The sequence below is a fragment of the Burkholderia sp. 567 genome (genome assembly GCF_040545115.1).
Classification (GTDB): Bacteria; Pseudomonadota; Gammaproteobacteria; order Burkholderiales; family Burkholderiaceae; genus Burkholderia; species Burkholderia ambifaria.
Map to the genome: position 1 here is coordinate 132,942 of NZ_JBEPLG010000011.1, position 23,675 is coordinate 156,616.

Annotated in this window: 22 protein-coding genes; 14 read left to right on the forward strand and 8 right to left on the reverse strand. The window is 67.7% G+C overall.

Annotated features, from left to right (window positions below; translation table 11 throughout):
- Positions 1 to 20 precede the first annotated feature (20 nt).
- The 5 genes from iscA to iscX all read left to right on the forward strand — a co-directional run bounded on the left by iscA (position 21) and on the right by iscX (position 3,607).
- Positions 21 to 344: an iron-sulfur cluster assembly protein IscA gene (gene iscA, locus ABIC50_RS27815; protein ID WP_006754132.1), complete on the forward strand. Its 324-nt coding sequence runs from the start codon at positions 21 to 23 to the stop codon at positions 342 to 344.
- Between the two features lie 96 nt (positions 345 to 440).
- The gene (gene hscB / locus ABIC50_RS27820) at positions 441 to 968 is read left to right on the forward strand and encodes a Fe-S protein assembly co-chaperone HscB (RefSeq protein WP_034176899.1); all 528 of its coding nucleotides are present in this window, start codon (positions 441 to 443) and stop codon (positions 966 to 968) included.
- A 54-nt stretch (positions 969 to 1,022) separates the two neighbouring features.
- Positions 1,023 to 2,891, forward strand: a complete 1,869-nt coding sequence (gene hscA / locus ABIC50_RS27825; protein ID WP_354168122.1) for a Fe-S protein assembly chaperone HscA — start codon at positions 1,023 to 1,025, stop codon at positions 2,889 to 2,891.
- 88 nt (positions 2,892 to 2,979) lie between these two features.
- Positions 2,980 to 3,321, forward strand: coding sequence for an ISC system 2Fe-2S type ferredoxin (gene fdx / locus ABIC50_RS27830; RefSeq protein WP_011657374.1), 342 nt, complete (start codon positions 2,980 to 2,982; stop codon positions 3,319 to 3,321).
- 76 nt (positions 3,322 to 3,397) lie between these two features.
- Complete coding sequence (iscX, locus tag ABIC50_RS27835; protein ID WP_006754136.1) at positions 3,398 to 3,607, forward strand: Fe-S cluster assembly protein IscX; 210 nt, start codon at positions 3,398 to 3,400, stop codon at positions 3,605 to 3,607.
- A gap of 129 nt (positions 3,608 to 3,736) precedes the next feature.
- On the opposite strand, the gene ABIC50_RS27840 is transcribed toward iscX, so the two are convergent.
- The 5 genes from ABIC50_RS27840 to ABIC50_RS27860 all read right to left on the reverse strand — a co-directional run bounded on the left by ABIC50_RS27840 (position 3,737) and on the right by ABIC50_RS27860 (position 10,494).
- Positions 3,737 to 4,492: a glycine zipper 2TM domain-containing protein gene (locus ABIC50_RS27840; protein ID WP_012364217.1), complete on the reverse strand. Its 756-nt coding sequence runs from the start codon at positions 4,490 to 4,492 to the stop codon at positions 3,737 to 3,739.
- Between the two features lie 344 nt (positions 4,493 to 4,836).
- Entirely contained in the window at positions 4,837 to 6,363 is a 1,527-nt protein-coding gene (gene lysS, locus ABIC50_RS27845; RefSeq protein ID WP_105787639.1) for a lysine--tRNA ligase, read from the reverse strand.
- A 76-nt stretch (positions 6,364 to 6,439) separates the two neighbouring features.
- Positions 6,440 to 7,544 (reverse strand): peptide chain release factor 2 gene (gene prfB / locus ABIC50_RS27850; protein WP_098143590.1). Its coding sequence is split into 2 segments (ribosomal slippage): positions 6,440 to 7,462 and positions 7,464 to 7,544, totalling 1,104 coding nucleotides; the frame shifts between segments, so codons are not numbered across the junction.
- A gap of 165 nt (positions 7,545 to 7,709) precedes the next feature.
- Positions 7,710 to 9,407: a single-stranded-DNA-specific exonuclease RecJ gene (gene recJ, locus ABIC50_RS27855; protein ID WP_354168124.1), complete on the reverse strand. Its 1,698-nt coding sequence runs from the start codon at positions 9,405 to 9,407 to the stop codon at positions 7,710 to 7,712.
- Between the two features lie 10 nt (positions 9,408 to 9,417).
- On the reverse strand, positions 9,418 to 10,494 hold the full coding sequence (locus ABIC50_RS27860; RefSeq protein WP_165751672.1) for a regulator: 1,077 nt from the start codon (positions 10,492 to 10,494) through the stop codon (positions 9,418 to 9,420).
- A gap of 152 nt (positions 10,495 to 10,646) precedes the next feature.
- Here ABIC50_RS27860 and ABIC50_RS27865 point away from each other — a divergent pair, with 152 nt between their 5' ends.
- From ABIC50_RS27865 to ftsB, 9 genes are all read left to right on the forward strand, one after another.
- A complete protein-coding gene (locus tag ABIC50_RS27865; protein ID WP_105834248.1) occupies positions 10,647 to 11,900 on the forward strand; it encodes a lipoprotein-releasing ABC transporter permease subunit in 1,254 nt (417 codons plus the stop codon).
- Positions 11,893 to 12,651 carry a lipoprotein-releasing ABC transporter ATP-binding protein LolD gene (lolD, locus tag ABIC50_RS27870; protein WP_011657367.1) on the forward strand — a complete coding sequence of 253 codons (759 nt, stop codon included), beginning with the start codon at positions 11,893 to 11,895 and terminating at the stop codon, positions 12,649 to 12,651. Before ABIC50_RS27865 ends, lolD begins: the two co-directional genes overlap by 8 nt.
- Positions 12,652 to 12,716: 65 nt before the next feature.
- Positions 12,717 to 13,505 carry a TatD family hydrolase gene (locus ABIC50_RS27875; RefSeq protein WP_165751670.1) on the forward strand — a complete coding sequence of 263 codons (789 nt, stop codon included), beginning with the start codon at positions 12,717 to 12,719 and terminating at the stop codon, positions 13,503 to 13,505.
- 57 nt (positions 13,506 to 13,562) lie between these two features.
- Positions 13,563 to 16,076 (forward strand): DNA internalization-related competence protein ComEC/Rec2, encoded by a 2,514-nt coding sequence (locus ABIC50_RS27880; RefSeq protein ID WP_354168126.1) that lies wholly within the window; start codon positions 13,563 to 13,565, stop codon positions 16,074 to 16,076.
- 22 nt (positions 16,077 to 16,098) lie between these two features.
- Positions 16,099 to 16,944 (forward strand): alpha/beta fold hydrolase, encoded by an 846-nt coding sequence (locus tag ABIC50_RS27885; RefSeq protein ID WP_011657364.1) that lies wholly within the window; start codon positions 16,099 to 16,101, stop codon positions 16,942 to 16,944.
- Positions 16,945 to 17,116: 172 nt separating this feature from the next.
- The gene (gene pyrG, locus ABIC50_RS27890; RefSeq protein ID WP_011657363.1) at positions 17,117 to 18,775 is read left to right on the forward strand and encodes a CTP synthase; all 1,659 of its coding nucleotides are present in this window, start codon (positions 17,117 to 17,119) and stop codon (positions 18,773 to 18,775) included.
- On the forward strand, positions 18,772 to 19,626 hold the full coding sequence (gene kdsA, locus ABIC50_RS27895; protein ID WP_006761902.1) for a 3-deoxy-8-phosphooctulonate synthase: 855 nt from the start codon (positions 18,772 to 18,774) through the stop codon (positions 19,624 to 19,626). Before pyrG ends, kdsA begins: the two co-directional genes overlap by 4 nt.
- Positions 19,627 to 19,732: 106 nt before the next feature.
- Positions 19,733 to 21,016 carry a phosphopyruvate hydratase gene (eno, locus tag ABIC50_RS27900; RefSeq protein ID WP_006751590.1) on the forward strand — a complete coding sequence of 428 codons (1,284 nt, stop codon included), beginning with the start codon at positions 19,733 to 19,735 and terminating at the stop codon, positions 21,014 to 21,016.
- An 81-nt stretch (positions 21,017 to 21,097) separates the two neighbouring features.
- A complete protein-coding gene (gene ftsB / locus ABIC50_RS27905) occupies positions 21,098 to 21,523 on the forward strand; it encodes a cell division protein FtsB (RefSeq protein WP_006751591.1) in 426 nt (141 codons plus the stop codon).
- Between the two features lie 106 nt (positions 21,524 to 21,629).
- Here ftsB and ABIC50_RS27910 read toward each other — a convergent pair whose 3' ends face one another.
- The 3 genes from ABIC50_RS27910 to ABIC50_RS27920 form a co-directional block, all read right to left on the reverse strand.
- Positions 21,630 to 21,989: a hypothetical protein gene (locus ABIC50_RS27910; RefSeq protein WP_175655495.1), complete on the reverse strand. Its 360-nt coding sequence runs from the start codon at positions 21,987 to 21,989 to the stop codon at positions 21,630 to 21,632.
- Between the two features lie 135 nt (positions 21,990 to 22,124).
- Positions 22,125 to 23,075, reverse strand: coding sequence for an Hsp33 family molecular chaperone HslO (gene hslO, locus ABIC50_RS27915; RefSeq protein ID WP_011657361.1), 951 nt, complete (start codon positions 23,073 to 23,075; stop codon positions 22,125 to 22,127).
- Between the two features lie 24 nt (positions 23,076 to 23,099).
- The gene (locus ABIC50_RS27920; RefSeq protein WP_006761906.1) at positions 23,100 to 23,624 is read right to left on the reverse strand and encodes a gamma carbonic anhydrase family protein; all 525 of its coding nucleotides are present in this window, start codon (positions 23,622 to 23,624) and stop codon (positions 23,100 to 23,102) included.
- Between the last annotated feature and the right edge of the window lie 51 nt (positions 23,625 to 23,675).

Below are 23,675 nucleotides of genomic sequence, written 5' to 3' on the forward strand. Positions count from 1 at the left end.
CGTGCCGCGGCAAGGACATCATGGCAATTACACTGACCGAAAAAGCAGCACAGCACGTCCAGAAATACCTCGTCCGTCGCGGCAAGGGTGTGGGCCTGCGGCTTGGCGTTCGCACGACCGGGTGCTCGGGGCTCGCGTACAAGCTCGAGTATGTCGACGAGCTCGCTCCCGAGGATCAGGTATTCGAGAGCCATGGCGTGAAGGTCATCGTCGACCCGAAGAGCCTCGCGTACATCGACGGCACCCAACTCGACTTCGCGCGCGAGGGCCTGAACGAAGGGTTCAAGTTCAACAACCCGAACGTGAAGGACGAGTGCGGCTGCGGGGAATCGTTCCGCGTCTGACGCGCGGTCTTCCGCGCGATGCGGGCAAGAGGCGGCACGGGCCGCCTTTTTAATGTGCGGCGTTTGCCGCGCGACGAACCGGAATTGAACGCGACGATGGTTTCGCTGAAAGACAGCCACTTCGATCTGTTTCACCTGCCGGCGCAATTCGCGCTCGACGAGGCGGCGCTCGACAGCGCGTATCGCACGGTGCAGACGCAGGTGCATCCGGACCGCTTCGCGGCGGCCGGCGATGCGCAAAAACGCATCGCGATGCAATGGGCGACGCGCGCGAACGAGGCCTACCGCACGCTGCGCGATCCGCTGAAGCGCGCGACCTATCTGCTGTCGCTGCGCGGCGTCGACATCGGTGCTGAAAACAACACCGCGATGGAGCCCGCGTTCCTGATGCAGCAGATGGAGTGGCGCGAAGGCATCGAGGATGCCGCGGCCGCCCGCAACGTCGACGCGCTCGATGCGCTGCTCGCCGAACTGCGCGACGAGAAGCGCGTGCGCCTCGAGCGCCTCGGCACGCTGCTCGACAGCGCGGCCGACCAGGCCGCCGCCGAGGCCGTGCGCCAGCTGATGTTCATCGAACGCGTCGCGTCGGAAGTGGGCGCGCAGATCGAGCGCCTCGAAACTTAACCGCGTGCCTCGCGGCACGCGCAGCAAACGGGCCGAGCGCCCGAACGAACCAAGATGGCATTACTGCAAATTTCCGAACCGGGCATGGCGCCGGCGCCGCACCAGCGGCGACTCGCTGTCGGGATCGATCTCGGCACGACGAACTCGCTCGTCGCGGCCGTGCGCAACAGCGTGCCCGAAGTGCTGCCGGACGAGGCAGGCCGCGCGCTGCTGCCGTCGGTGGTCCGTTATCTGGAGAAGGGCGGCCGCCGCATCGGCCATGAAGCGAAGGAGCAGGCCGCGACCGATCCGCGCAACACGATCGTGTCGGTCAAGCGCTTCATGGGCCGCGGCAAGGCCGAGGTCGAAGGCGCGGCGAACGCACCTTACGAATTCATCGATGCGCCGGGCATGGTGCAGATCCGCACGATCGACGGCGTGAAGAGCCCGGTCGAGGTGTCGGCCGAGATTCTCGCGACGCTGCGTTACCGCGCGGAAGACACGCTCGGCGACGAGCTGGTCGGCGCGGTGATCACGGTGCCCGCGTATTTCGACGAGGCCCAACGCCAGGCGACGAAGGACGCCGCGCGTCTCGCGGGCCTCAACGTGCTGCGCCTGCTGAACGAACCGACCGCGGCCGCGATCGCCTACGGTCTCGACAACGCGGCCGAAGGCCTCTACGCGGTGTACGACCTCGGCGGCGGCACGTTCGACCTGTCGATCCTGAAGCTGACGAAGGGCGTGTTCGAAGTGCTGGCCGCGGGCGGTGATTCCGCACTCGGCGGCGACGATTTCGATCACCTGCTGTTCGGTTACGTGCTCGCACAGGCCGGCATCGACGCGAAGGCGCTCGCGCCCGAGGACGTGCGCCTGCTGCTCGATCGCGTGCGCGTGCTGAAGGAAGCGCTGTCGTCGGCGCCGCAGGCGTCGCTCGACGTGACGCTGTCGAACGGTACGCAGCTCGTGCAGACGATCTCGCACGACACGTTCGCGTCGCTCGTCGAGCCGCTCGTGCAGCGTACGCTGACGCCCACCCGCAAGGCATTGCGCGACGCGCAGGTAACCCCGGCCGACATCAAGGGTGTCGTGCTGGTCGGCGGCGCGACGCGCATGCCGGTGATCCGCGATGCGGTCGCGAAGTATTTCGGCCAGCCGCCGCTCGTCAATCTCGATCCGGACCAGGTCGTGGCGCTCGGCGCGGCGATCCAGGCCGACCTGCTTGCCGGCAATCGCGGCGGCGGCGACGACTGGCTGCTGCTCGACGTGATTCCGCTGTCGCTCGGCGTCGAGACGATGGGCGGTCTCGTCGAGAAGATCATTCCGCGCAATTCGACGATTCCGATCGCGCGTGCGCAGGAGTTCACGACCTTCAAGGACGGTCAGACCGCGATGGCGATCCACGTCGTGCAGGGCGAGCGCGAGCTCGTCGCCGACTGCCGGTCGCTCGCACGCTTCGAGCTGCGCGGCATCCCGCCGATGACGGCCGGTGCGGCGCGCATCCGCGTGACCTATCAGGTCGATGCGGACGGGCTGCTGTCGGTGTTCGCACGCGAGCAGCATTCGGGCGTCGAGGCGTCGGTCGTCGTGAAGCCGTCGTACGGCCTCGCCGACGACGACATCGCGAAGATGCTCGAGGACAGCTTCAAGACCGCCGAGATCGACATGCGTGCACGCGCGCTGCGCGAAGCCCAGGTCGAGGCCCAGCGGATGATCGAGGCCACGCAGGCGGCACTTGCTGCCGACGGCGAACTGCTCGACGACGCCGAACGCACGCAGGTCGACGCGCTCGTCGCGGCGCTGAGCACGATCGCCCAGGGTGACGACGCGGACGCGATCGAAACCGCGACCAAGGCACTGGCCGACGGCACCGACGAATTCGCGGCGCGCCGGATGGACAAGAGCATCAAGCGCGCACTGTCGGGCCGACGGCTCGACGAGATCTGAACGAACGACCTGCGCGCGGGCCGGCGACGGCCCGTGCGTTATTGAACCGTGCGGCGCCAGCCGCCGCACCTTGACTGACGGAACGGACATGCCTCAACTGGTAGTGCTGCCTCACGTCGAACTGTGTCCGGACGGCGCAGTGATCGACGCGACGCCCGGCAAGAGTATTTGCGACAACCTGCTCGACCACGGGATCGAGATCGAGCATGCATGCGAGAAGTCGTGCGCATGCACGACCTGCCACGTGGTGATCCGCGAGGGCTTCAACGATCTCGAGCCGTCCGAAGAGGACGAAGACGACCTGCTCGACAAGGCGTGGGGCCTCGAGCCGACGTCGCGCCTGTCGTGCCAGGCGATCGTGCAGGAAGATTCGGACCTGGTGGTCGAGATCCCGAAGTACTCGATCAATCACGCGAAGGAAAATCACTGACGGTTCGGCGGGGTGGGCGGCGCGCATCATGTGCGTTCCGCCTAGCGAACTCGCTACGTACACGGGAGAGCAGGCCATGAAATGGACCGATTCGCGCGAAATCGCCATCGCGCTGGCAGACAAGCATCCGGACGTCGATCCGCAGCGGATCAATTTCGTCGACCTGCGCCAATGGGTCATCGAGCTCGATGGCTTCTCCGACGATCCCAGCCACTCGGGCGAGAAGATCCTCGAAGCGATCCAGGCTCACTGGATCGACGAATCCGACTTCGACGACGAAGACTGAGGTTCGCGCCCGGCGCCCGGTATTCGCCCGACGCCGCTCCCGCAAAAAGAAAAGGCTCGTGACGCTGTCACGAGCCTTTTTCATTTCCGGCGCGGCACAACCGCGCGGCGATTCGTCATGCGTTATGCATTACGCGCCGACCAGCGTGCCGTTCTCGATCCGCACGCGCTGACCCTGGCCGAACGGCGGCGGGCTGTGGTACGTGAACGTACGCGTCGCGCCGCTTTCCATCTGGACCTGCACCTGGTAGTCGGTTTCCGCGCGCACCTGCTTCTCGACCTGGTTGCCGGCAAGACCGCCGCCGAGCGCGCCGATAATGGTCATCGCGGTGCGGCCGTTGCCGTGACCGAACTGGTTGCCGAGCAGGCCGCCGGCTGCCGCGCCGCCGACCGCGCCGATCCCCGAGCTCTGGCCCGGCGTGCGCGATTGCGTGATCGAGACGATCGTGCCGCAGGTCTGGCAATAGGCCGCTTGAGCGGGCGCGGACTGCTGTTGCGCATATTGCGGCGGTTGCGGTGCCGGCGTGTGGCGGCGGTGCGTGGCTGCCGGGCGCGGCGCGGGCTTCGGTTCGGCTTGCGCCGCTGCCGCCTTCTCGGCCGCCGCCTTTTGCTCGGCCTTCTGCTGCGCGGCCAGTTCGGCTGCCTGCTGCTGCGCTTGCGCGGCCAGCGCGGCACTGGCTGCCGCGGCCGTATCGACGGCCGGCTGCGACGCGATCAGCGCGGCCTGCGTCTGGCCGTTCTGCGCGTTGTTGCTGCTGGCCTTCGGGAAGATGCCCGTGATCGCCGCGGTGGCGGCGAGGCTGGCGACGATGACGGCGCCTGCCGCGGTCGCGATCAGCGGGTGGAGGCGTTGTTTTTGCGGCGTGGTCTGATTCTGGTTGTCCATGTTTTTCTCCGGTGTCGATCCGGCTCCGCACATTGGCGCTGGCCGGATCCCACGCTTCGGGAGCGAGCAGACTTGGCGTTCCGGCGCCGCGTTCTGGTCCCGTGGTCATGCGTGGTGACGCAACAGGAGTGTCGTCTACCGGCGAGCGGCGCACCGTATCAAGGTGTAACGAATTGCAGCGGGGGACCGGCGCGCGCAACCGGGAAAACCCGGAGAAGGCCGGCGCCGCGAGGGGATAAAACGGGGGAGGATCGAAAGCCGGCGGACGTCGGCAGGCGGGATTTACGCGTGGTTACAAACCGCACCGCGTGCGCGCCGCGGGGCGCGGCGCACACGCAGGCACGTCAGTCTTCGCGGCGCAGGTGCGGGAACAGCAGCACGTCGCGGATCGTCGGGCTGTCGGTCAGCAGCATCACGAGACGGTCGATGCCGATCCCGCAGCCGCCCGTCGGCGGCATCCCGTGTTCGAGCGCGCGGATGTAGTCGGCGTCGAAGAACATCGCTTCCTCGTCGCCGGCATCCTTCTGCTCGACCTGCTTCTTGAAGCGCGCGGCCTGGTCTTCCGGATCGTTCAGCTCCGAGAAGCCGTTCGCGATCTCGCGGCCCGTCATGAACAGCTCGAAACGCTCGGTGATGCCCGGCGTCGTGTCCGATGCGCGTGCGAGCGGCGACACTTCGACCGGGTAATCGATGATGTAGGTCGGCTCCCACAGCTGCGATTCGGCGGTTTCCTCGAACAGCGCGAGCTGCAGCGCGCCGATGCCGGCGTTCAGGAAGGCCGGCTGCGACACGTCGACGCCGAAGCGCTTCAGTTCGGTACGCAGGAACGCATCGTCGGACAGCTGGCCGTCGGTGTATTGCGGCGCGTACTTCTGGATCGCCTGCGTGATCGTCAGGCGGTGGAACGGCTTTGCGAGGTCGAGTTCGCGGCCCTGGTACTGGATCGTCGCGGTGCCGAGCGCATCGATCGCCGCCTGGCGGATCAGCTGCTCGGTGAAGTCCATCAGCCAGCGGTAATCGGTGTACGCGGCGTAGAACTCCATCATCGTGAATTCCGGGTTGTGGCGCGGCGACACGCCTTCATTCCGGAAGTTGCGGTTGATCTCGAACACGCGCTCGAAGCCGCCGACGATCAGGCGCTTCAGGTACAGCTCCGGCGCGATGCGCAGGAACATCTGCATGTCGAGCGCGTTGTGATGCGTGACGAACGGCTTGGCCGCGGCGCCGCCCGGGATCGGGTGCAGCATCGGCGTTTCGACTTCCATGAAGTCGGCGTTGTCCATGAACTTGCGGATCGACGCGATGGTGCGGGTGCGCGCGCGGAACGTGTCGCGCGTTTCCGGCGTGACGATCAGGTCGACGTAGCGCTGGCGATAGCGCATTTCCTGATCGGCGAGGCCGTGGAACTTGTCCGGCAGCGGGCGCAGCGCCTTCGACAGCAGGCGCAGCTCCTTGCACTGGACCGACAGCTCGCCCTTGTTGGTGCGGAACAGCACGCCGCGGGCGGCGACGATGTCGCCGAGGTCCCACTTCTTGAATGCGTCGTAGGTTTCCGCGCCGACGTCGTTCGGCGTCACGAAGAACTGGATCTGGCCCGAACCGTCCTGCACCGTCGCGAAGCTCGCCTTGCCCATCACGCGCTTGAGCATCATGCGGCCGGCGACCGACACCTCGACCGGGTTCGCTTCGAGCGTGGCCTTGTCCGAGTCGGCGAAGGTGGCCTGGAGATCGGCGGCGTGATGCGTCGGCCGGAAATCGTTCGGATAGGCGACGCCTTGCTCGCGCAATGCGCGCAGCTTCTCGCGGCGCTCGGCGATGATCTGGTTTTCGTCCGCCGCGACGGCGGGCTGCGTTTGGGTCGGTTCGGTCATGATGGTCGGAATTCGGAGTGGGTGCGGCAACGCAACGGGAAGGGCGGGCGCGACCGGAGAGGCCGCGCCGCGGCGCTTACACGCCCTGTTTGAGGCTCGCGCTGATGAAGTCGTCGAGATCGCCGTCGAGCACGGCTCGCGTGTTGCTCATTTCGACGTTCGTGCGCAGGTCCTTCACGCGGCTCTGGTCGAGCACGTACGAACGGATCTGGTGGCCCCAGCCCACATCGGTCTTGCTCGATTCGAGCTTGTCCTGCTCGGCCTGGCGCTTGCGCATCTCGGCTTCGTACAGGCGCGATTTCAGCATCGCCATTGCTTCGGCACGGTTGCGGTGCTGCGAGCGGTCGTTCTGGCACTGCACGACGATGCCGGTCGGCATGTGCGTGATCCGCACGGCCGAGTCGGTCTTGTTGATGTGCTGGCCGCCCGCGCCCGACGCGCGGTACGTGTCGATGCGCAGGTCGGCCGGATTGACCTCGACTTCGATCGAGTCGTCGATTTCCGGATACACGAACACCGACGAGAACGACGTGTGGCGGCCGCCGGACGAGTCGAACGGCGACTTGCGCACGAGGCGGTGGATGCCCGTTTCGGTGCGCAGGAAGCCGTATGCGTATTCGCCCGTGACCTTGACCGTCGCGTTCTTGATGCCGGCGACGTCGCCGTCCGACTCTTCGAGCACTTCGGCCTTGAAGCCCTTGCGCTCGCAGTAGCGCAGGTATTGGCGCAGCAGCATCGACGCCCAGTCGCATGCCTCGGTGCCGCCGGCGCCGGCCTGGATGTCGATGAAGCAGTTGTTCGGGTCGGCCGGGTTCGAGAACATCCGGCGGAATTCGATGTCGCCGACGCGCGCTTCGAGCTTCTTCGCGTCGTCTTCGGATGCGACGAGGGTGTCTTCGTCGCCTTCCTCGCGGGCGAGCTCGAACAGGTCGAGCGCATCGCGCAGGTCGCTATCGAGCGCGGTGAGCGTCGTGACGACACCTTCGAGCAGCTTCTTCTCGCGGCCGAGTGCCTGGGCGTTCTTCGAATCGTTCCAGACGTTCGGGTCTTCGAGTTCCTTGTTGACTTCGGTCAGACGCGCAGATTTGGCGTCGTAGTCAAAGATACCCCCGAAGCTCGCCCGCGCGGGTGCGCAGGTCGAGCAGGGAGCTTTCGATCGCGTTGAGACGTTCCGCTTCCATGATCGTTCGCTGTTCTTGCTTCGTAAAAAAGCGGAATTATAGCCGATCGGCGGGGTTTCCCGGTGACGCGGGGTGTGCTTGCATGCGCGCCGTGGCCCCGTTCGGCGCGGCGCGCCACCCGGCCCGCCACCCGGCCCGCGAGCGCACGGGCCGGGTGGCCGGTGCTCAGCCGGCCGCGTGCTCGACGATCAGCTGGACGCGCGTCACGCCGTTCCACGTGTCGGCGACGAGGCGATACGCGATCAGCGCGCTGGCCGGCAGCGGCTCGGTGTGGTTGAACCAGATCGCGTTGAAGCGCTGGCGGCCGCGCGCGAGCTGCAGCTTCAGGTGCTTTTCTTTCACGAGCGACTGCGACACGACGTCGAACTCGCCGGAGAAAAGCGGGGCCGGAAAGCCCTGGCCCCAGACGGCTTCGTCGAGCAGCCCGACGAACTGCGGCGTGAAATACGCGTCCTCCAGTTCGCCGTCGGTCTCGATCACGCGCGCGAGCGCGTCGTCGGACAGCCACTCGCGCGCGACGGCCTCGAACGCGGCCGCGAAGCGCGGCACGTCGTCGGTGCCGAGCGTGAGGCCGGCCGCCATCGCGTGGCCGCCGAACGCGACGATCAGGTCGGGCTCGCGCTTCGACACCAGGTCGAGCGCGTCGCGCAGGTGGAAGCCGGGAATCGAGCGGCCCGAACCCTTGACCCGCGTGCCGGCTTCGTCCGCATGCGCGAACGTGAACGACGGGCGGTGGAATTTCTCCTTGAGCCGCCCGGCGACGATGCCGATGACGCCCTGGTGCCATTCGGGATTGAACAGCGTGATCGTGCATGCGTCGGCCGGATCGACGTCGGCGAGGTCGGCGAGCGCCTGCTGCTGCATGCCGGCCTCGATCTCGCGGCGCTCCCGGTTCATCACGTCGAGTTGCTGCGCGAGGTCCCACGCGCGGCCGATGTCGTCGGTGATCAGGCATTCGATGCCGAGCGACATGTCCGAGAGCCGCCCGGCGGCATTCAGGCGCGGGCCGAGGCCGAAGCCGAGGTCGAACCCCGAGGCGGTGCGCGCCTCGCGGCCGGCGGCGCGGAACAGCGCGGCGATGCCCGGCTGCATGCGGCCGTTGCGGATGCGTTGCAGCCCCTGCGCGACGAGCACGCGGTTGTTGCCGTCGAGCCGCACCACGTCGGCGACGGTGCCGAGCGCGACGAGGTCGAGCAGGCCGTCGAGGCGCGGCTCGGCTTCCTTGCTCGCGAACGCGCCGCGGCGGCGCAGCTCGGCGCGCAGCGCGAGCAGCACGTAGAACATCACGCCGACACCGGCGATGTGCTTGCTCGGGAACGCGCAGCCGGGCTGGTTCGGGTTGACGATCGCGCGCGCGGCGGGCAGTGCGTCGCCGGGCAGGTGGTGGTCGGTCACGAGCACGTCGATGCCGCGTGCATTCGCGGCTTCGACGCCCGCGACGCTCGCGATCCCGTTGTCGACGGTGATCAGCAGGTCGGGCTTGCGCGCGGCCGCGAGTTCGACGATCTCGGGCGTGAGCCCGTAGCCGTATTCGAAGCGGTTCGGCACCAGGTAGTCGATCTGCGCGCCGAACATCCGCAGGCCGCGCACCGCGACCGCACAGGCGGTCGCGCCGTCGCAATCGTAGTCGGCGACGACCAGCAGGCGCCGCTTGTCGGAGATCGCGTCGGCGAGCAGCGCCGCGGCGTCCGCGCAGCCTTTCAGTTCGGTGGGCGGCACGAGGCGCGCGAGCGCGGTCTCGATGTCGGTCAGGGACTGCACGCCGCGCGACGCATACAGCCGCGCGAGGACAGGGTGCAGGCCGTGGCGCGCGAGCGCTTCTGCATCGGCGGGCGCGACGGGGCGGGTAACGATCCGGGTCATACGAGTGGGGTCATTCGAACAGGGACGCCAGTGCGCGGCGGCGCCAGAACTTGCGCAGGTCGCCGCGCGTCGCGTGCAGCGTCACGGAGCTGGTGTCGCCGCACAGCGTGAAATCGACGCTGGCCAGCTCGCCGTTCTGCAGCGCGGCGAGGGTCGGCGCGAACCAGTCGCGCTCGAGCATGGCGAGCGCGTCATGCCAGCGTGCCCAGTCCTGTTCGATGAACGGAGCGGACAGCGCCGGCAGCTCGACGAGTGTCGCGCCGGCGCCGGCGGGCAGCGCACCGAAGGCGGCCGGCGCGGCACCGGCCTCGGCCTGCGCGGCGCGCGCGAGGCCGAGCGCCGCGGGGGAAGCGGACAGCACGCGCTCGAACGGCTTGCCGACCGGCTTCAGCGTGCCTTGCGCATGGAACCAGATCGAATTGACGGCGGGCAACCCGCGCGCTTCGCGCGCTTCGTTGACCGGGTGCTGGAACCATGCCATCTGCACTTCGTTCTGCAGCTTCATCCACATCCGTGAACGTTCGCCGGTGTGCGCCTCATGCGGCAGCCAGATTTCGATGTTGCGGCCGCTCGCGCGCAGCGGCGCGGCGCCGGCGAGGCGGGCGAGCTGTTCGCTGGACAAGTACCAGCGGGTCGGCTGCGGCGCTTCCAGCCGCACGCCGAGTTCCTCGATCAGCGGGCGTGCGACCGCCAGCAGTGCGGCCGCGTCGCCGTCGTCGAGCGCGAGGCTGGCCGGGTCGACGAGCACGAGGTGATCGTGCGCGATCTGGACGTGCACGGGCTCGACGCACGCCCAGGCCTGCGTGCCCGGGTCGCCGCCGTCCGCGAGCAGCATGTAGGGCGCGAGCGGCGCCTCGTCGGCGGCGTTGCCCCGGCTCGCGCCGAACTGGCGGGCCAGCCAGCGCTCGTGCGGCAGCGTGCGCTGGAAGTCCTCGCCGGCCACGCGCTCGACGAGGCTCGCGCGGGCCAGCAACTTTTCGAGCGCGGGGCTGTCCAGCGTGTGCAGGGACGAGGCCGCATCGGCTGCCGACGGCAGCGCGAACGGAACGAGGAAATGGAGGCGTCGGTCGTGCATGATGGTGCGCATTGTATGGCAAACTGCGCGCGTGATCGGGCCGGCGGACGGCCCGATTGCGTCCGGCGACCGTTTTTCGACCGCGCCCGGGCGGGCGGCCGCCGCCGGATGGCGCTCCCGGGCGCGGGCCGTCATCCCCGCCGTAACCAGCAGAAAGGATTCGCTTGAAACTTCCGTACGAATGGCAGATCGGCTGGCGCTACACGCGCGCCGGCAAACGCACGACCGGCAACGGCTTCATTTCCTTCATCGCGCTCGTGTCGATGCTCGGCATCGCGCTCGGCGTCGCGGCGCTGATCGTCGTGCTGTCCGTGATGAACGGCTTCCAGAAGGAAGTGCGCGACCGCATGCTGTCGGTGCTCGCGCACGTCGAGGTGTTCTCGCCGACCGGCTCGATGCCCAACTGGCAACTGACCGCGCAAGAGGCGCGCCGCAATCCGTCGGTGACGGGCGCGGCGCCTTACGTCGACGCGCAGGCGCTGCTCACGCGCCAGGACGCGGTGAGCGGCGTGATGCTGCGCGGCGTCGAGCCGTCGCTCGAACCGCAGGTGTCGGACATCGGCAAGGACATGAAGGCGGGCCAGCTGACCGCGCTCGTGCCCGGCCAGTTCGGCATCGTGCTCGGCGATGCGCTCGCCGGCAACCTCGGCGTGACGGTCGGCGACAAGATCACGCTGGTCGCGCCCGAAGGCACGATCACGCCGGCCGGGATGATGCCGCGGCTCAAGCAGTTCACGGTCGTCGGCGTGTTCGAATCGGGCCACTACGAATACGACAGCACGCTCGCGATGGTCAACATCCGCGACGCGGAGGCGCTGTTCCGGATGTCCGCGCCGACCGGCGTGCGGCTGCGGCTCACCGACATGCAGAAGGCGCCGCAGGTCGCGGTCGAGCTGTCGCACACGCTGTCGGGCAGCCTGTACATCCGCGACTGGACCCAGCAGAACAAGACCTGGTTCTCGGCCGTGCAGATCGAGAAACGGATGATGTTCATCATCCTCACGCTGATCATCGCGGTCGCGGCGTTCAACCTCGTGTCGTCGCTCGTGATGACGGTGACCAACAAGCAGGCCGACATCGCGATCCTGCGCACGCTCGGCGCGCAGCCGGGCTCGATCATGAAGATCTTCGTCGTGCAGGGCGTGACGATCGGCTTCGTCGGCACCGCGTCGGGCGTCGCGCTCGGCTGCCTGATCGCATGGAGCATTCCGTGGCTGATCCCGATGATCGAGCACCTGTTCGGCGTGCAGTTCCTGCCGCCGTCGGTGTACTTCATCAGCGAGCTGCCGTCCGAGCTCGTCGCGGGCGACGTGATCAAGATCGGCCTGATCGCGTTCGTGCTGTCGGCCGTCGCGACGCTCTATCCGAGCTGGCGCGGCGCGAAGGTGAAGCCGGCGGAGGCGCTGCGCTATGAATGATCGCGCGACCGCATTCGCGGATTCACGACAACCCATCAGACAGGATTCGGCAGGTATGCAGGAATACGTGCTTCAGGCGCGCGGGATCACGAAGGCGTTCGTGCAGGGCGGCTTCAATGTGCAGGTGCTCAACGACACCGAGCTGACGGTGCGGCGCGGCGAGAAGCTCGCGGTCGTCGGCGCGTCGGGCTCCGGCAAGAGCACGCTGCTGCACGTGCTGGGCGGCCTCGACGAACCGAGCGCGGGCGAAGTGTCGCTGCTCGGCAAGCCGTTTACGCAGCTCGCCGAGCGCGAGCGCAACGAGTTGCGCAACCGCGCGCTCGGGTTCGTCTATCAGTTCCATCACCTGCTGCCGGAATTCACCGCGCTCGATAACGTCGCGATGCCGCTGCGCATTCGCCGGATGACGACCGAGGATGCGCGCGAGCAGGCACAGGCGATGCTCGAACGGGTCGGGCTCGGTCCGCGTGCGAAGCATCGGCCGGGCGAGCTGTCGGGCGGCGAGCGGCAGCGCGTCGCGATCGCGCGCGCGCTGGTGACGAAGCCGGCGTGCGTGCTCGCCGACGAGCCGACCGGCAACCTCGACGGCACGACGGCCGATACGGTCTTCAACCTGATGCTCGAATTGTCCGAGACGCTCGAAACGAGCTTCGTGATCGTCACGCACGACCCCGAGCTCGCCGCGCGCTGCGACCGCATCATGCGCCTGCGCGACGGCGTGCTGCACGAGGAGCCGGCGCTGCCGGTGTGAACGAGCGCTCCCGCTGTGCTGCCGGGTGAACCCCGGCGGCGCGGCGAGGGCGCAGGAAAACCGCCATGTGGATCGATACGCACTGCCATCTCGACGCCGGCGAATTCGACGCCGACCGCGACGCGGTCGCCGAGGCGGCGCGCGCGGCCGGCGTGTCGCGCATCGTGATCCCGAGCGTCGGGCGCGACAATTTCACGACGGTGCGCGAGCTCGCGCAGCGCACGCCGGGCGCGGTCTATGCGCTCGGCATCCATCCGATCTTTACACCGCACGCGCACGACGCGGATCTCGACCGGCTGCGCATGGAGATCGAGGCGAGCCTCGATGATCCGCGCTTCGTCGCGATCGGCGAGATCGGCCTCGACTACTTCGTGCCGGGGCTCGACGAAGCGCGCCAGCAATTCTTCTATCAGGGGCAACTGAAGCTCGCGCGCGAATTCGACCTGCCGGTGCTGTGCCACGTGCGCAAGTCGCAGGACCGCGTGCTCGCCGGGTTGCGCCGCTTCGGCGTGCGGCGCGGCATCGCGCATGCGTTCAACGGCAGCTTTCAGCAGGCCGATGCGTATCTCGCGCAGGGGCTGCACCTCGGCTTCGGCGGCAACGTGACGTTCGGACGCGCGTTGCAGATCCGCCGGCTCGCCACGCAGTTGCCGCTCGACGCGATCGTCGTCGAGACGGACGCGCCCGACATCGCGCCCGAGTGGGCGTACAAGTCCCGCAACACGCCCGACCAGGTGCCGCGCATCGGTGCCGTGCTCGCCGAACTGCGCGGCGTCGACGCTCACTCCTTGTGCCTATCCACAACGGCTAACGCGCTCGCCGCGCTGCCGCGCCTCGCACTTTCGTCCGCATAATCGTTGCCGGAAGGCGCCGCATCGATATCGGCGGCGCCGGGTCGACGAGGAGGCGCGATGCGGGTGGGGTGGATCGCGTTCGCGCTCGGCGTCGTCGTGCTGCAGCGGCAGGCGGCGTTGCCGGGCGCGAGCGGCTGGGTAATCGGGGCGGCGGTGCTGGCCGGTTGCGGCGCGCTGCTCGCATGGTGTGCGCGGTGCCGTCGAACCCGTGCGATCGTCGCGCTCCGGTGGATGCTGTGCGCAAGCGCCGCCTGTGCGGTCGGATTCGGCTATGCGGCCGCGCGCGCCGAATGGCGGCTGCGTGACAGTCTGCCCGTCGAATGGGAAGGGCGCGACATCGCCGTCACGGGTGTGATCCGCGGGTTGCCGGTGATCGACGATACCGGCGCGCGACTGCTGTTGGCCGTCGAATCGAACGACGCGGGCCTGGCCCGTTTCCCGCCGGTAATCCGGTTGTCATGGCGCACGTACGGCGCGCCCGCCGCGCGCGATGCGATTCCCGATCTGCGCGCGGCGCAGCGCTGGCGTCTCGTCGTGCGCTTGAAGCGCCCGCACGCCGAGGCGAACCCCGGCGTGCGCGACAGCGAGGCGGCGTGGCTCGCCGCGGGCATTCGTGCGATCGGCTATGTCGTCGCGCCCGGGCGCGCGGAATTGCTCGACGCACGCGCAGCGGGATGGCGCGCATCGATCGATCGGCTGCGCGACGCGCTGCGCACCCGTATCGGCGACGCGCTCGGCGACGGGCCCGGCGACGGGCTCGGCGACGCGCGCCATCGCGGCATCGTCACCGCGCTCGCGGTCGGTGATCAATCCGGTATCGGCGACGACGACTGGCGCGTGCTGCGCAATACGGGCACGAGCCATCTGGTCGCGATTTCGGGCCTGCACGTCGGGCTCGTCGGCGCGATCGCAGGCGGGATCGTTTCGATGGTCTGGCGGCGTCTGCGCTGGCGCGGACGTGCCGCGGCGCTCGTGATGCCGGCGCCATACGTGGCTTCCGTGGCGGCGCTGACAGCTGCCGCCGGCTATGCGGCGCTTGCCGGCTTCAACGTGCCGGCGCAGCGCGCGTGGTGGATGATCGCGGCCGGCGCGGCTGCCTATCTGGCCGGCCGCAGCGTGCCGACTTCCGCGGTGTTGTGCGCGGCGCTCGGCGGCGTGCTGATCGCCGATCCGTGGGCGGTGCTGTCGGCCGGGTTCTGGCTGTCGTTCGGGGCGGTCGCCGTGATCCTGATGGCGGTGGCGGGCTGGCGCGCGGTGTGTGAATTCGACGGCGGCGACGACAGTGCGCCCGACGGCGCCGCCGCGGTCGACCGCCGGCGCCGGCTGCGCGCATGGTGCGCGCGTGCCGGGCGCCGGATCGCGGAGGCGACGCGCGTGCAGTACGCGGTGACGCTCGGCCTCGCGCCGCTCACGGCCGCGTGGTTCGCGCAGATCTCGGTATCGGGCCCGCTCGGCAATGCGTTTGCGATTCCGTGGGTCAGTTCCGTCGTGACGCCGATCGTGCTCGCCGGTATCGGGTTGCCCGCGCCGTTGGACGCATATGCATTCCGGCTCGCGCATGCGGCGCTCGAACCGATGATGGCGCTGCTCCGGCACCTCGCCGACTGGCCGGCCGGCGTGTTCTGGCTGCCCATGCCGGACTGGCCGGTGCTGGTGCTGGCGTGCGTGGGTGTCGGGTGGGCGTTGATGCCGCGCGGCTGGCCGCTGCGCTGGGCGGCGCCGCTCACATGGCTGCCGCTGGTCGCACCGGCGCCCGAGGCGCCGCCGTCGGGCGGTTTCCGGCTGACCGTGCTCGACGTCGGGCAGGGCGCGTCGGTGCTGGTCGAGACCGCGCGCCGGGCCCTGCTGTTCGACGCAGGGCCGGGGGCGGAGTCGACTCATGCCGGCACGCGGATCGTTGCGCCGGCGTTGCGCGCACGCGGAATCCGGACCATCGATGCGCTCGTGCTCAGCCATGCGGATGCCGATCACGCGGGCGGCGCGGCGGCCGTCTATGCGGCGGCCGAGGTCCGCCAGCTGCTCGCCGGCATTGCGCCGCGGCACCGGCTGTGGCGCGACGCGCAGGCGGCCGGCGTGGCCGATCGGCTGCCGTGCGCGGCCGGGCAGCGGTGGACCTGGGACGGTGTCGTCTTCACGATGCTGTGGCCGCCCGGCGTGGCGGGCGCCGGCCCGTCGAACGAGCAATCGTGTGTGTTGCGCATCGACGCGGGCGGCACGTCGGCACTGCTGACGGGCGACATCGAGGCACGCGCCGAACGGCGGCTGGTGGCCGACGCGCGCGACGCACTGGCCGCGCAGATCCTCGTCGTTCCGCATCACGGCAGCCGCACGTCGTCGGTCGAGCCTTTCCTCGATTCGGTCGAGCCGCGCGTCGCGGTATTTCCTGTAGGCTATCGCAATCGCTTCGGGCATCCGCACCGGACGGTCCTCGCGCGCTACGAGGCGCGCGGGATTCCGCTGCCGCGCACCGATCGCGACGGGGCCGTGCGGTTCGACGTCGCGCCGGCGGGCGGCGGGTTCGCTTTCGAGCGTTATCGCGATGCGCAGCGACGGTACTGGATGGACCGGTGACCGACACAGGAGACATTGGCGTTTGAAGGACATCATCCACTTCTCGCATGCGAACGGGTTTCCGGCGTCGACGTACCGGACGATCTTCGCCGAGCTGGCAGACGACTACGAGCTGCGCTACATCGAACGCATCGGTCACGATCGCCGCTACCCGGTGACGCGCGACTGGCCGCATCTCGTCGAACAGCTGCTCGACGACATCGGCGGCCGCTACGAGCGCCCGGTCTGGCTCGTCGGCCATTCGCTCGGCGGCTACCTGTCGCTGATGGCCGCGCTGAAAAAGCCGCACTGGGTGCGCGGCGTGGTGATGATCGATTCGCCGATCATCGCGGGCTGGCGCGCCGGCGCGCTGCGCGCGAGCCAGTGGGCCGGGCTCGACGAGCGGCTGTCGCCGGCGGCCGCGACCCGCAACCGGCGCACGCGCTGGACGAGCCGCGACGAAGTCTGGCGGCACTTCCACGAGAAACCGGCGTTCGCCCGCTGGGACGAACGGATGCTGTCCGACTACATCGACTACGGCATTCCGCAGGCGGGCGCCGACGGCGAACGCGCGCTCGCCTTCGACCGGCAGGTCGAATACCTGATCTACCGGACCTTGCCGCACACGCTCGGCCCGCGGCTCGCGCACGGCGCGCCGGTGCCGCTCGGCTTTCTCGCGGGCACGCGCTCGCGCGAAGTGCGGCAGGTCGGGCTCGATGCGACGCGCCGCGCGGCGCGCGGGCGCATCGAATGGCTCGAGGGCAGCCACCTGTTCCCGATGGAGCGGCCGATCGAGACGGCCCGCGCATTGCAGCGGATGCTGAATTCGCTGAAGGCGGCGGAAGGCGGCGTGCCGCGCGACAGCGTGGCGCTCGCGAAGCGCGCCTGACGCAACGCCCGGCGCACGCGGTGCACATGCGTGGTGCACCGACCGGCCGGTCGGTTCGCGTCGGCCCGCACGGCCGGTGCGGCAATGCGCGAAGGGGCGCGATCATCGCGCCAATTGCTGAGAGAAGGGCGGGCTTTACGGTATAATCCGTTTTTCCCGCGAGCATCCAGCGATGACCAAATATGTTTTCGTCACCGGCGGCGTAGTTTCTTCCCTCGGCAAGGGTATTGCCGCCGCCTCTCTCGCCGCGATCCTTGAATCGCGCGGTCTGAAAGTCACCCTCCTCAAACTCGATCCCTACATCAACGTCGACCCCGGCACGATGAGCCCGTTCCAGCACGGCGAAGTGTTCGTGACGGAAGACGGAGCGGAGACCGACCTCGACCTCGGCCACTATGAGCGCTTCATCAGCACGAAGATGCGCAAGGCCAACAACTTCACGACCGGCCAGATCTACGAATCGGTGATCCGCAAGGAACGCCGCGGCGACTATCTCGGCAAGACCGTGCAGGTGATCCCGCACATCACGAACGAAATCCAGGCATTCATCGAGCGCGGGGCGGCATCGGCCACCTGCGGCGAGCCGGACGTCGCGATCGTCGAGATCGGCGGCACCGTCGGCGACATCGAGTCGCTGCCGTTCCTGGAAGCCGCGCGCCAGATGAGCCTGCGCCTCGGCCGCAACAGCGCGTGCTTCGTGCACCTGACGCTCGTGCCGTACGTCGCGACGGCCGGCGAGCTGAAGACGAAGCCGACCCAGCACAGCGTGCAGAAGCTGCGCGAGATCGGCATCCTGCCGCACGTGCTGCTGTGCCGTGCGGATCGCCGCATCCCCGACGACGAATCGAAGAAGATCTCGATGTTCTCGAACGTGCCGGAAGACGCCGTGATTTCGGTGTGGGACGCCGACAGCATCTACAAGATTCCGCAGATGCTGCACGACCAGGGCCTCGACCGGATCATCTGCGAGGAGCTGAAGCTGTCGCCGAAGGACGCCGACCTGAGCATGTGGTCGGAGCTCGTCGAGAAGCTGGAAAACCCGAAGCACGAAGTCACGATCGGCATGGTCGGCAAGTATGTCGATCTGACCGAGTCGTACAAGTCGCTGATCGAGGCGCTGCGCCACGCATCGCTGCATACGTCGACCAGGGTCAACATCGAGTACATCGACTCGGAAGAGATCGAGGCGAACGGTGTCGACAGCCTGAAGCACCTGGATGCGGTGCTCGTTCCGGGCGGTTTCGGCCGTCGCGGCACGGAAGGCAAGATCGCGGCGATCCGCTATGCGCGCGAGTCGAAGGTGCCGTACCTCGGCATCTGTCTCGGCATGCAGCTCGCGGTGATCGAATTCGCACGCGACGTCGTCGGCCTGAAACAGGCGAACAGCACGGAATTCGATTCGGAAACGCCGGAACGCGTGGTCGCGCTGATCACCGAGTGGTACGACCGCGACGGCAAGGTCGAGACGCGCACCGAAGAGTCGGATCTCGGCGGCACGATGCGCCTCGGCTCGCAGCGCTGCCCGATCAAGCCGGGCACGATGGCCGAAGAGATCTACGGCAAGGACGTGAACGAGCGCCATCGCCACCGTTATGAAGTCAATAACCGCTTCGTGCCCCAGCTCGAAGCCGGCGGCCTTATCATCAGCGCCCGTACCCCGAGCGAGGATCTGCCGGAAATGATGGAGCTGCCGCGTTCGATGCACCCGTGGTTCGTCGGCGTCCAGTTCCACCCGGAATTCACGTCGACGCCGCGTGACGGCCATCCGCTGTTCAAATCGTTCGTCGAAGCCGCGTTTGCCAACAAGCAAGCGCGCGGAGTGAAAGCATGAAGCTGTGCGATTTCGAGGTCGGTCTCGACCAGCCTTTCTTCCTGATCGCGGGTACCTGCGTCGTCGAATCGGAGCAAATGACGATCGACACGGCGGGCCGCCTGAAGGAGATCTGCGAGAAGCTGAACGTGCCGTTCATCTACAAGTCGTCGTATGACAAGGCGAACCGCAGCTCGGGCAAGTCGTTTCGCGGCCTCGGAATGGACGAGGGGCTGCGGATCCTCGGCGAGGTGAAGCGCCAGCTCGGCCTGCCGGTGCTGACCGACGTGCATTCGATCGACGAGATCGAGCAGGTCGCGTCGGTCGTCGACGTCCTCCAGACGCCCGCGTTCCTGTGCCGCCAGACCGACTTCATCCATGCGTGCGCGCGCTCGGGCAAGCCCGTCAACATCAAGAAGGGCCAGTTCCTCGCGCCGCACGACATGAAGAACGTGATCGACAAGGCGCGCGAAGCGGCGCGTGAAGCCGGTCTGTCGGAAGACCGCTTCATGGCGTGCGAGCGCGGCGTCTCGTTCGGCTACAACAACCTCGTGTCCGACATGCGTTCGCTCGCGATCATGCGCGAGACGAGCGCGCCGGTCGTGTTCGACGCGACCCACTCGGTGCAGCTGCCGGGCGGGCAGGGCACGAGCTCGGGCGGCCAGCGCGAATTCGTGCCGGTGCTCGCGCGTGCCGCGGTCGCGACGGGCGTCGCGGGCCTGTTCATGGAAACGCATCCGAATCCGGCCGAAGCGAAGTCGGACGGCCCGAACGCGGTGCCGCTGAACCGGATGGGCGCGTTGCTGGAGACCCTCGTCACGCTCGACCAGGCGGTGAAGCGCCATCCGTTCCTGGAAAACGATTTCAACTAAAGATCGAATGAACCTTGCGGCGGCTTCGCGCGTCTGTAGCGAAAGCGGTTTCGGCACGCGTGCCGTCGCAGTTTGAAGAATCCATCGTCATTCTCAGAGGAAACCCATGAGTGCAATCGTAGATATCATCGGCCGCGAGATTCTGGATTCGCGCGGCAACCCCACCGTCGAATGCGACGTGCTGCTCGAATCGGGCACGATGGGCCGCGCGGCGGTGCCGTCGGGCGCGTCCACCGGCTCGCGTGAAGCGATCGAACTGCGTGACGGCGAAGCCGGCCGCTACAACGGCAAGGGCGTGCTGAAGGCGGTCGAGCACATCAACACCGAAATCTCCGAAGCCATCATGGGCCTCGACGCGTCGGAACAGGCGTTCCTCGACAAGACCCTGCTCGAACTGGACGGCACCGACAACAAGTCGCGCCTCGGCGCGAACGCGATGCTGGCCGTCTCGATGGCCGTCGCGAAGGCAGCGGCCGAAGAAGCCGGCCTGCCGCTGTACCGCTACTTCGGCGGCTCGGGCGCGATGCAGCTGCCGGTCCCGATGATGAACATCGTCAACGGCGGCGCGCACGCGAACAACAGCCTCGACATCCAGGAATTCATGATCGTCCCGGTCAGCCAGCCGACGTTCCGTGAAGCCCTGCGTTGCGGCGCGGAAGTGTTCCACGCGCTGAAGAAGATCCTGAGCGACCGCGGCATGAGCACGGCAGTCGGCGACGAAGGCGGCTTCGCACCGAACTTCGGCAGCAACGACGAGTGCCTGTCGACGATCCTGCAGGCGATCGAGAAGGCCGGCTACCGTGCGGGCGAAGACGTCCTCCTCGCGCTCGACTGCGCGGCCTCCGAGTTCTACCACGACGGCAAGTACCAGCTCGCTGGCGAAGGGCTGCAACTGTCGTCGGCCGAATTCACCGACTACCTCGCGACGCTCGCCGACAAGTTCCCGATCGTGTCGATCGAGGACGGCATGCACGAAAGCGACTGGGAAGGCTGGAAGCTGCTGACCGAGCGCCTCGGCAAGAAGGTGCAACTCGTCGGCGACGACCTGTTCGTCACGAACACGCGCATCCTGAAGGAAGGCATCGAGAAGGGCATCGCGAACTCGATCCTGATCAAGATCAACCAGATCGGTACGCTGACCGAAACGTTCGCGGCGATCGAAATGGCGAAGCGCGCGGGCTACACGGCCGTGATCTCGCACCGCTCGGGCGAAACGGAAGATTCGACGATCGCGGACATCGCGGTCGGCCTGAACGCCGGTCAGATCAAGACGGGTTCGCTGTCGCGCAGCGACCGCATCTCGAAGTACAACCAGCTGCTGCGTATCGAGGAAGATCTCGGCGATATCGCAAGCTACCCGGGCAAATCGGCTTTCTATAACCTGCGCTAACGCGCTACTATCGGGTTCGTCACCTCGACGCCGCTCTGCGCATTCGCGCGAAGCGGCGCTTCTTATATCTGCGTCTCTTACATGCGGCTTGTCACTGTCGTCCTGATTGCCTTGCTGGCGCTCATTCAGTACCCCCTATGGTGGGGACACGGCGGCTGGTTGCGGGTGCACGAATTGCGTCAGCAACTCGGCGATCAGCTGCAGAAGAACGCGGACGAGAAGCTGCGCAATGAACGGATCGCGGGGGAAGTGCAGGATCTGCAAAGCGGCACCGCGGCCATCGAGGAGCGTGGGCGCTACGAGATGGGCATGGTGAAGGACGGCGAAGTATTCGTGCAGTTCGTGTCGCCGAACACGCCGGCCGGGCCGCTGAACACCACGCCGTCGAACACGTCGACGCGTGGCGCCGTATCCGCGGCGCCCGTGCGTGTCGTGCCGAACCCGCAGTCGATTGCAAAGCCGTCGCGGCATCACGGCGGCGAGAAGGGCAAGCCCGCGCATCATTGAGCACGTCACTGAGCACGGCAGTCCGAACCATTGAAAAAGCGCGGGAAATGCCGCGCTTTTTTATTTCCTGCCGGTTTTCAATCGGGTCGATCGGCGCGTTCGCGCATCACCACCACCAGCCCGGATAGCCATAGCTGATGCCGGTGCCCCAGCGGTTTCCCCAACCGCCGTAACCGCCGTAATAGCCGCCGTAGACGGTCACGGGCGGCGGCGCGTAATACGCCCACGCGCGCGCGGCTGCCTCGGCTGCCATGGCATCGTTCTGCTCGCGCAGCACCTGCCGGTCAATTTCGTCGTAGCGTTTGCGTTCCGCACTCGACAGCGCGGGCGGCTGGCCGCCCGATGCGCCCGGTTCGGGCAGGCGGCTGAGGATCGTCGACGAAGGCGGCTGTACCGCGCAGCCGGCGAGGGCCAGCGTGCCGGCGGCGACGCTGGTCAGGACGAGGATGCGGAACGGGCGATTCATGTGTCTCTCCAGCAGCGCGCCGACAGCGAAAAGCGGCTTGCACCGAAGGCCGGGCCTGCGGCGACCGAGCCGCGCATGCGACGCTCATGCGTTCATTATGCGCCCGCGCCCGCATCGCGGGCACGGGCGCGCGGCTCAGTGACGCTGGCCGGCCGCGGGCGTGATGCCGGTTGCGAGTTCCGGCGCGGCGAACAACTGCGCGACGTCGACGGGGTCGAACTCGTAGCGCTGGTTGCAGAACTCGCAGTGAATCTCGACGTGACCGCGCTCGACGATCACGCTGTCGACCTCATCGCGACCGAGCATGCGCAGCATCGCGCCGACTTTCTCGCGCGAGCACGAGCACTGGAAGCGCGTACCGGCCGGTTCGAAGTGCTGCACGTTTTCCTGCCAGAAGAGCCGGCGGAATACGACTTCCGGCTCGACCTCGAGCAGTTCCTTCGCGGACAGCGTGCCGCCGAGCGTGCACACACGCTCCCAGGTATCGATGTCCGTCTCGGCGTTGCGCGGCACGATGCCGCCGTCGCCCGGCAGCTTCTGCAGCAGCATGCCGACCGCGCGGTCGCGATCGGCCGCGAGCCACAGCCGCGTGTCGAGCTGCTCCGAGTGATGCATGTAGTGCTCGAGCACCTGCGACACCGATTCCAGCGGACCGTCGACGCCGTTCAGCGGCACGATGCCCTGGTACGGCTGCTGGCCCGGCAGCTTCTCGGCCGGGTCGAGCGTGATCACGCAACGGCCGTGGCCGCTTGCATTGACGAGCGACGCGAAGCTCGTGTCGTCGCCGATCGTCTGCGCCGCGTCGCCGGCGAACTTGGCCGTGGCGCGCATCGACAGGTCCGAGCTGCACTGGACGACCAGCATCTGGACCGGCCCGTCGCCGAAGATCTGCATGATCAGGGTGCCGTGAAATTTCAGGTTCGCGGACAGCAGCGCACACGCGGCCATCATCTCGCCGAGCACCGTGCGCACCGGAGCAGGGTAGTCACGGCGGGAAAGCACCTCTTGCCACGTGTTGCGCAGCGACACGATCTCGCCGCGCACGGGTGCCGAATTGAACATGAATTTCTGTAACTGGTCGCTCACTCTTCTTCCTTGAAATCGCGCGAATCACCCGATCCGCACGAGTTGCTCCTTGAAATGCGCACGTCGCTCGACGTACGTCTTCGCATTGGCGCGCAGTCGCGCGATATCGTCCGCCGACAGCTCGCGCACGACTTTCGCCGGGGCGCCGAGAATCAGCGAGTTGTCCGGGAACACCTTGCCTTCCGTCACGACCGCGCCGGCACCAACCAGACAGTTGCGGCCGATGACCGCACCATTCAAGACCACCGCCTGAATCCCGATCAGCGAACCTTCGCCGATCGTGCAGCCGTGCAGCATCGCCTGGTGCCCGATCGTCACGTTTTCGGCGATCGTCAGCGGAAAACCGGGGTCGGTGTGCAGGACCGCGCCTTCCTGGACATTGCTGCCGGTGCCGACCGTGATCGTCTCGTTGTCGCCGCGAATCGTCGCGCCGAACCAGACGCTCGCGTTTTCCTCCAGCACGACCTTGCCGATGATGGCCGCCGTATCGGCGACGAATACGCTTTCGTGGATCGTCGGGGCCGTCTCGCCCAGTTTGTAGATCGTCACGGAGTCTCCTGATCTCTTCGATGATGGGCGCCGGTAGAATGGCGCGTCTGG

Excerpts from the sequence above, each read along its gene's own strand:
- iscA (WP_006754132.1), top strand. The coding sequence starts at position 21 with ATGGCAATTACACTGACCGAAAAAGCAGCACAGCACGTCCAGAAATAC.
- hscB (WP_034176899.1), top strand. The coding sequence starts at position 441 with ATGGTTTCGCTGAAAGACAGCCACTTCGATCTGTTTCACCTGCCGGCG.
- hscA (WP_354168122.1), top strand. The coding sequence starts at position 1,023 with ATGGCATTACTGCAAATTTCCGAACCGGGCATGGCGCCGGCGCCGCAC.
- fdx (WP_011657374.1), top strand. The coding sequence starts at position 2,980 with ATGCCTCAACTGGTAGTGCTGCCTCACGTCGAACTGTGTCCGGACGGC.
- iscX (WP_006754136.1), top strand. The coding sequence starts at position 3,398 with ATGAAATGGACCGATTCGCGCGAAATCGCCATCGCGCTGGCAGACAAG.
- ABIC50_RS27840 (WP_012364217.1), bottom strand. The coding sequence starts at position 4,492 with ATGGACAACCAGAATCAGACCACGCCGCAAAAACAACGCCTCCACCCG.
- lysS (WP_105787639.1), bottom strand. The coding sequence starts at position 6,363 with ATGACCGAACCGACCCAAACGCAGCCCGCCGTCGCGGCGGACGAAAAC.
- recJ (WP_354168124.1), bottom strand. The coding sequence starts at position 9,407 with ATGACCCGGATCGTTACCCGCCCCGTCGCGCCCGCCGATGCAGAAGCG.
- ABIC50_RS27860 (WP_165751672.1), bottom strand. The coding sequence starts at position 10,494 with ATGCGCACCATCATGCACGACCGACGCCTCCATTTCCTCGTTCCGTTC.
- lolD (WP_011657367.1), top strand. The coding sequence starts at position 11,893 with ATGAATGATCGCGCGACCGCATTCGCGGATTCACGACAACCCATCAGA.
- ABIC50_RS27875 (WP_165751670.1), top strand. The coding sequence starts at position 12,717 with ATGTGGATCGATACGCACTGCCATCTCGACGCCGGCGAATTCGACGCC.
- ABIC50_RS27880 (WP_354168126.1), top strand. The coding sequence starts at position 13,563 with ATGCGGGTGGGGTGGATCGCGTTCGCGCTCGGCGTCGTCGTGCTGCAG.
- pyrG (WP_011657363.1), top strand. The coding sequence starts at position 17,117 with ATGACCAAATATGTTTTCGTCACCGGCGGCGTAGTTTCTTCCCTCGGC.
- kdsA (WP_006761902.1), top strand. The coding sequence starts at position 18,772 with ATGAAGCTGTGCGATTTCGAGGTCGGTCTCGACCAGCCTTTCTTCCTG.
- eno (WP_006751590.1), top strand. The coding sequence starts at position 19,733 with ATGAGTGCAATCGTAGATATCATCGGCCGCGAGATTCTGGATTCGCGC.
- ftsB (WP_006751591.1), top strand. The coding sequence starts at position 21,098 with ATGCGGCTTGTCACTGTCGTCCTGATTGCCTTGCTGGCGCTCATTCAG.
- ABIC50_RS27910 (WP_175655495.1), bottom strand. The coding sequence starts at position 21,989 with ATGAATCGCCCGTTCCGCATCCTCGTCCTGACCAGCGTCGCCGCCGGC.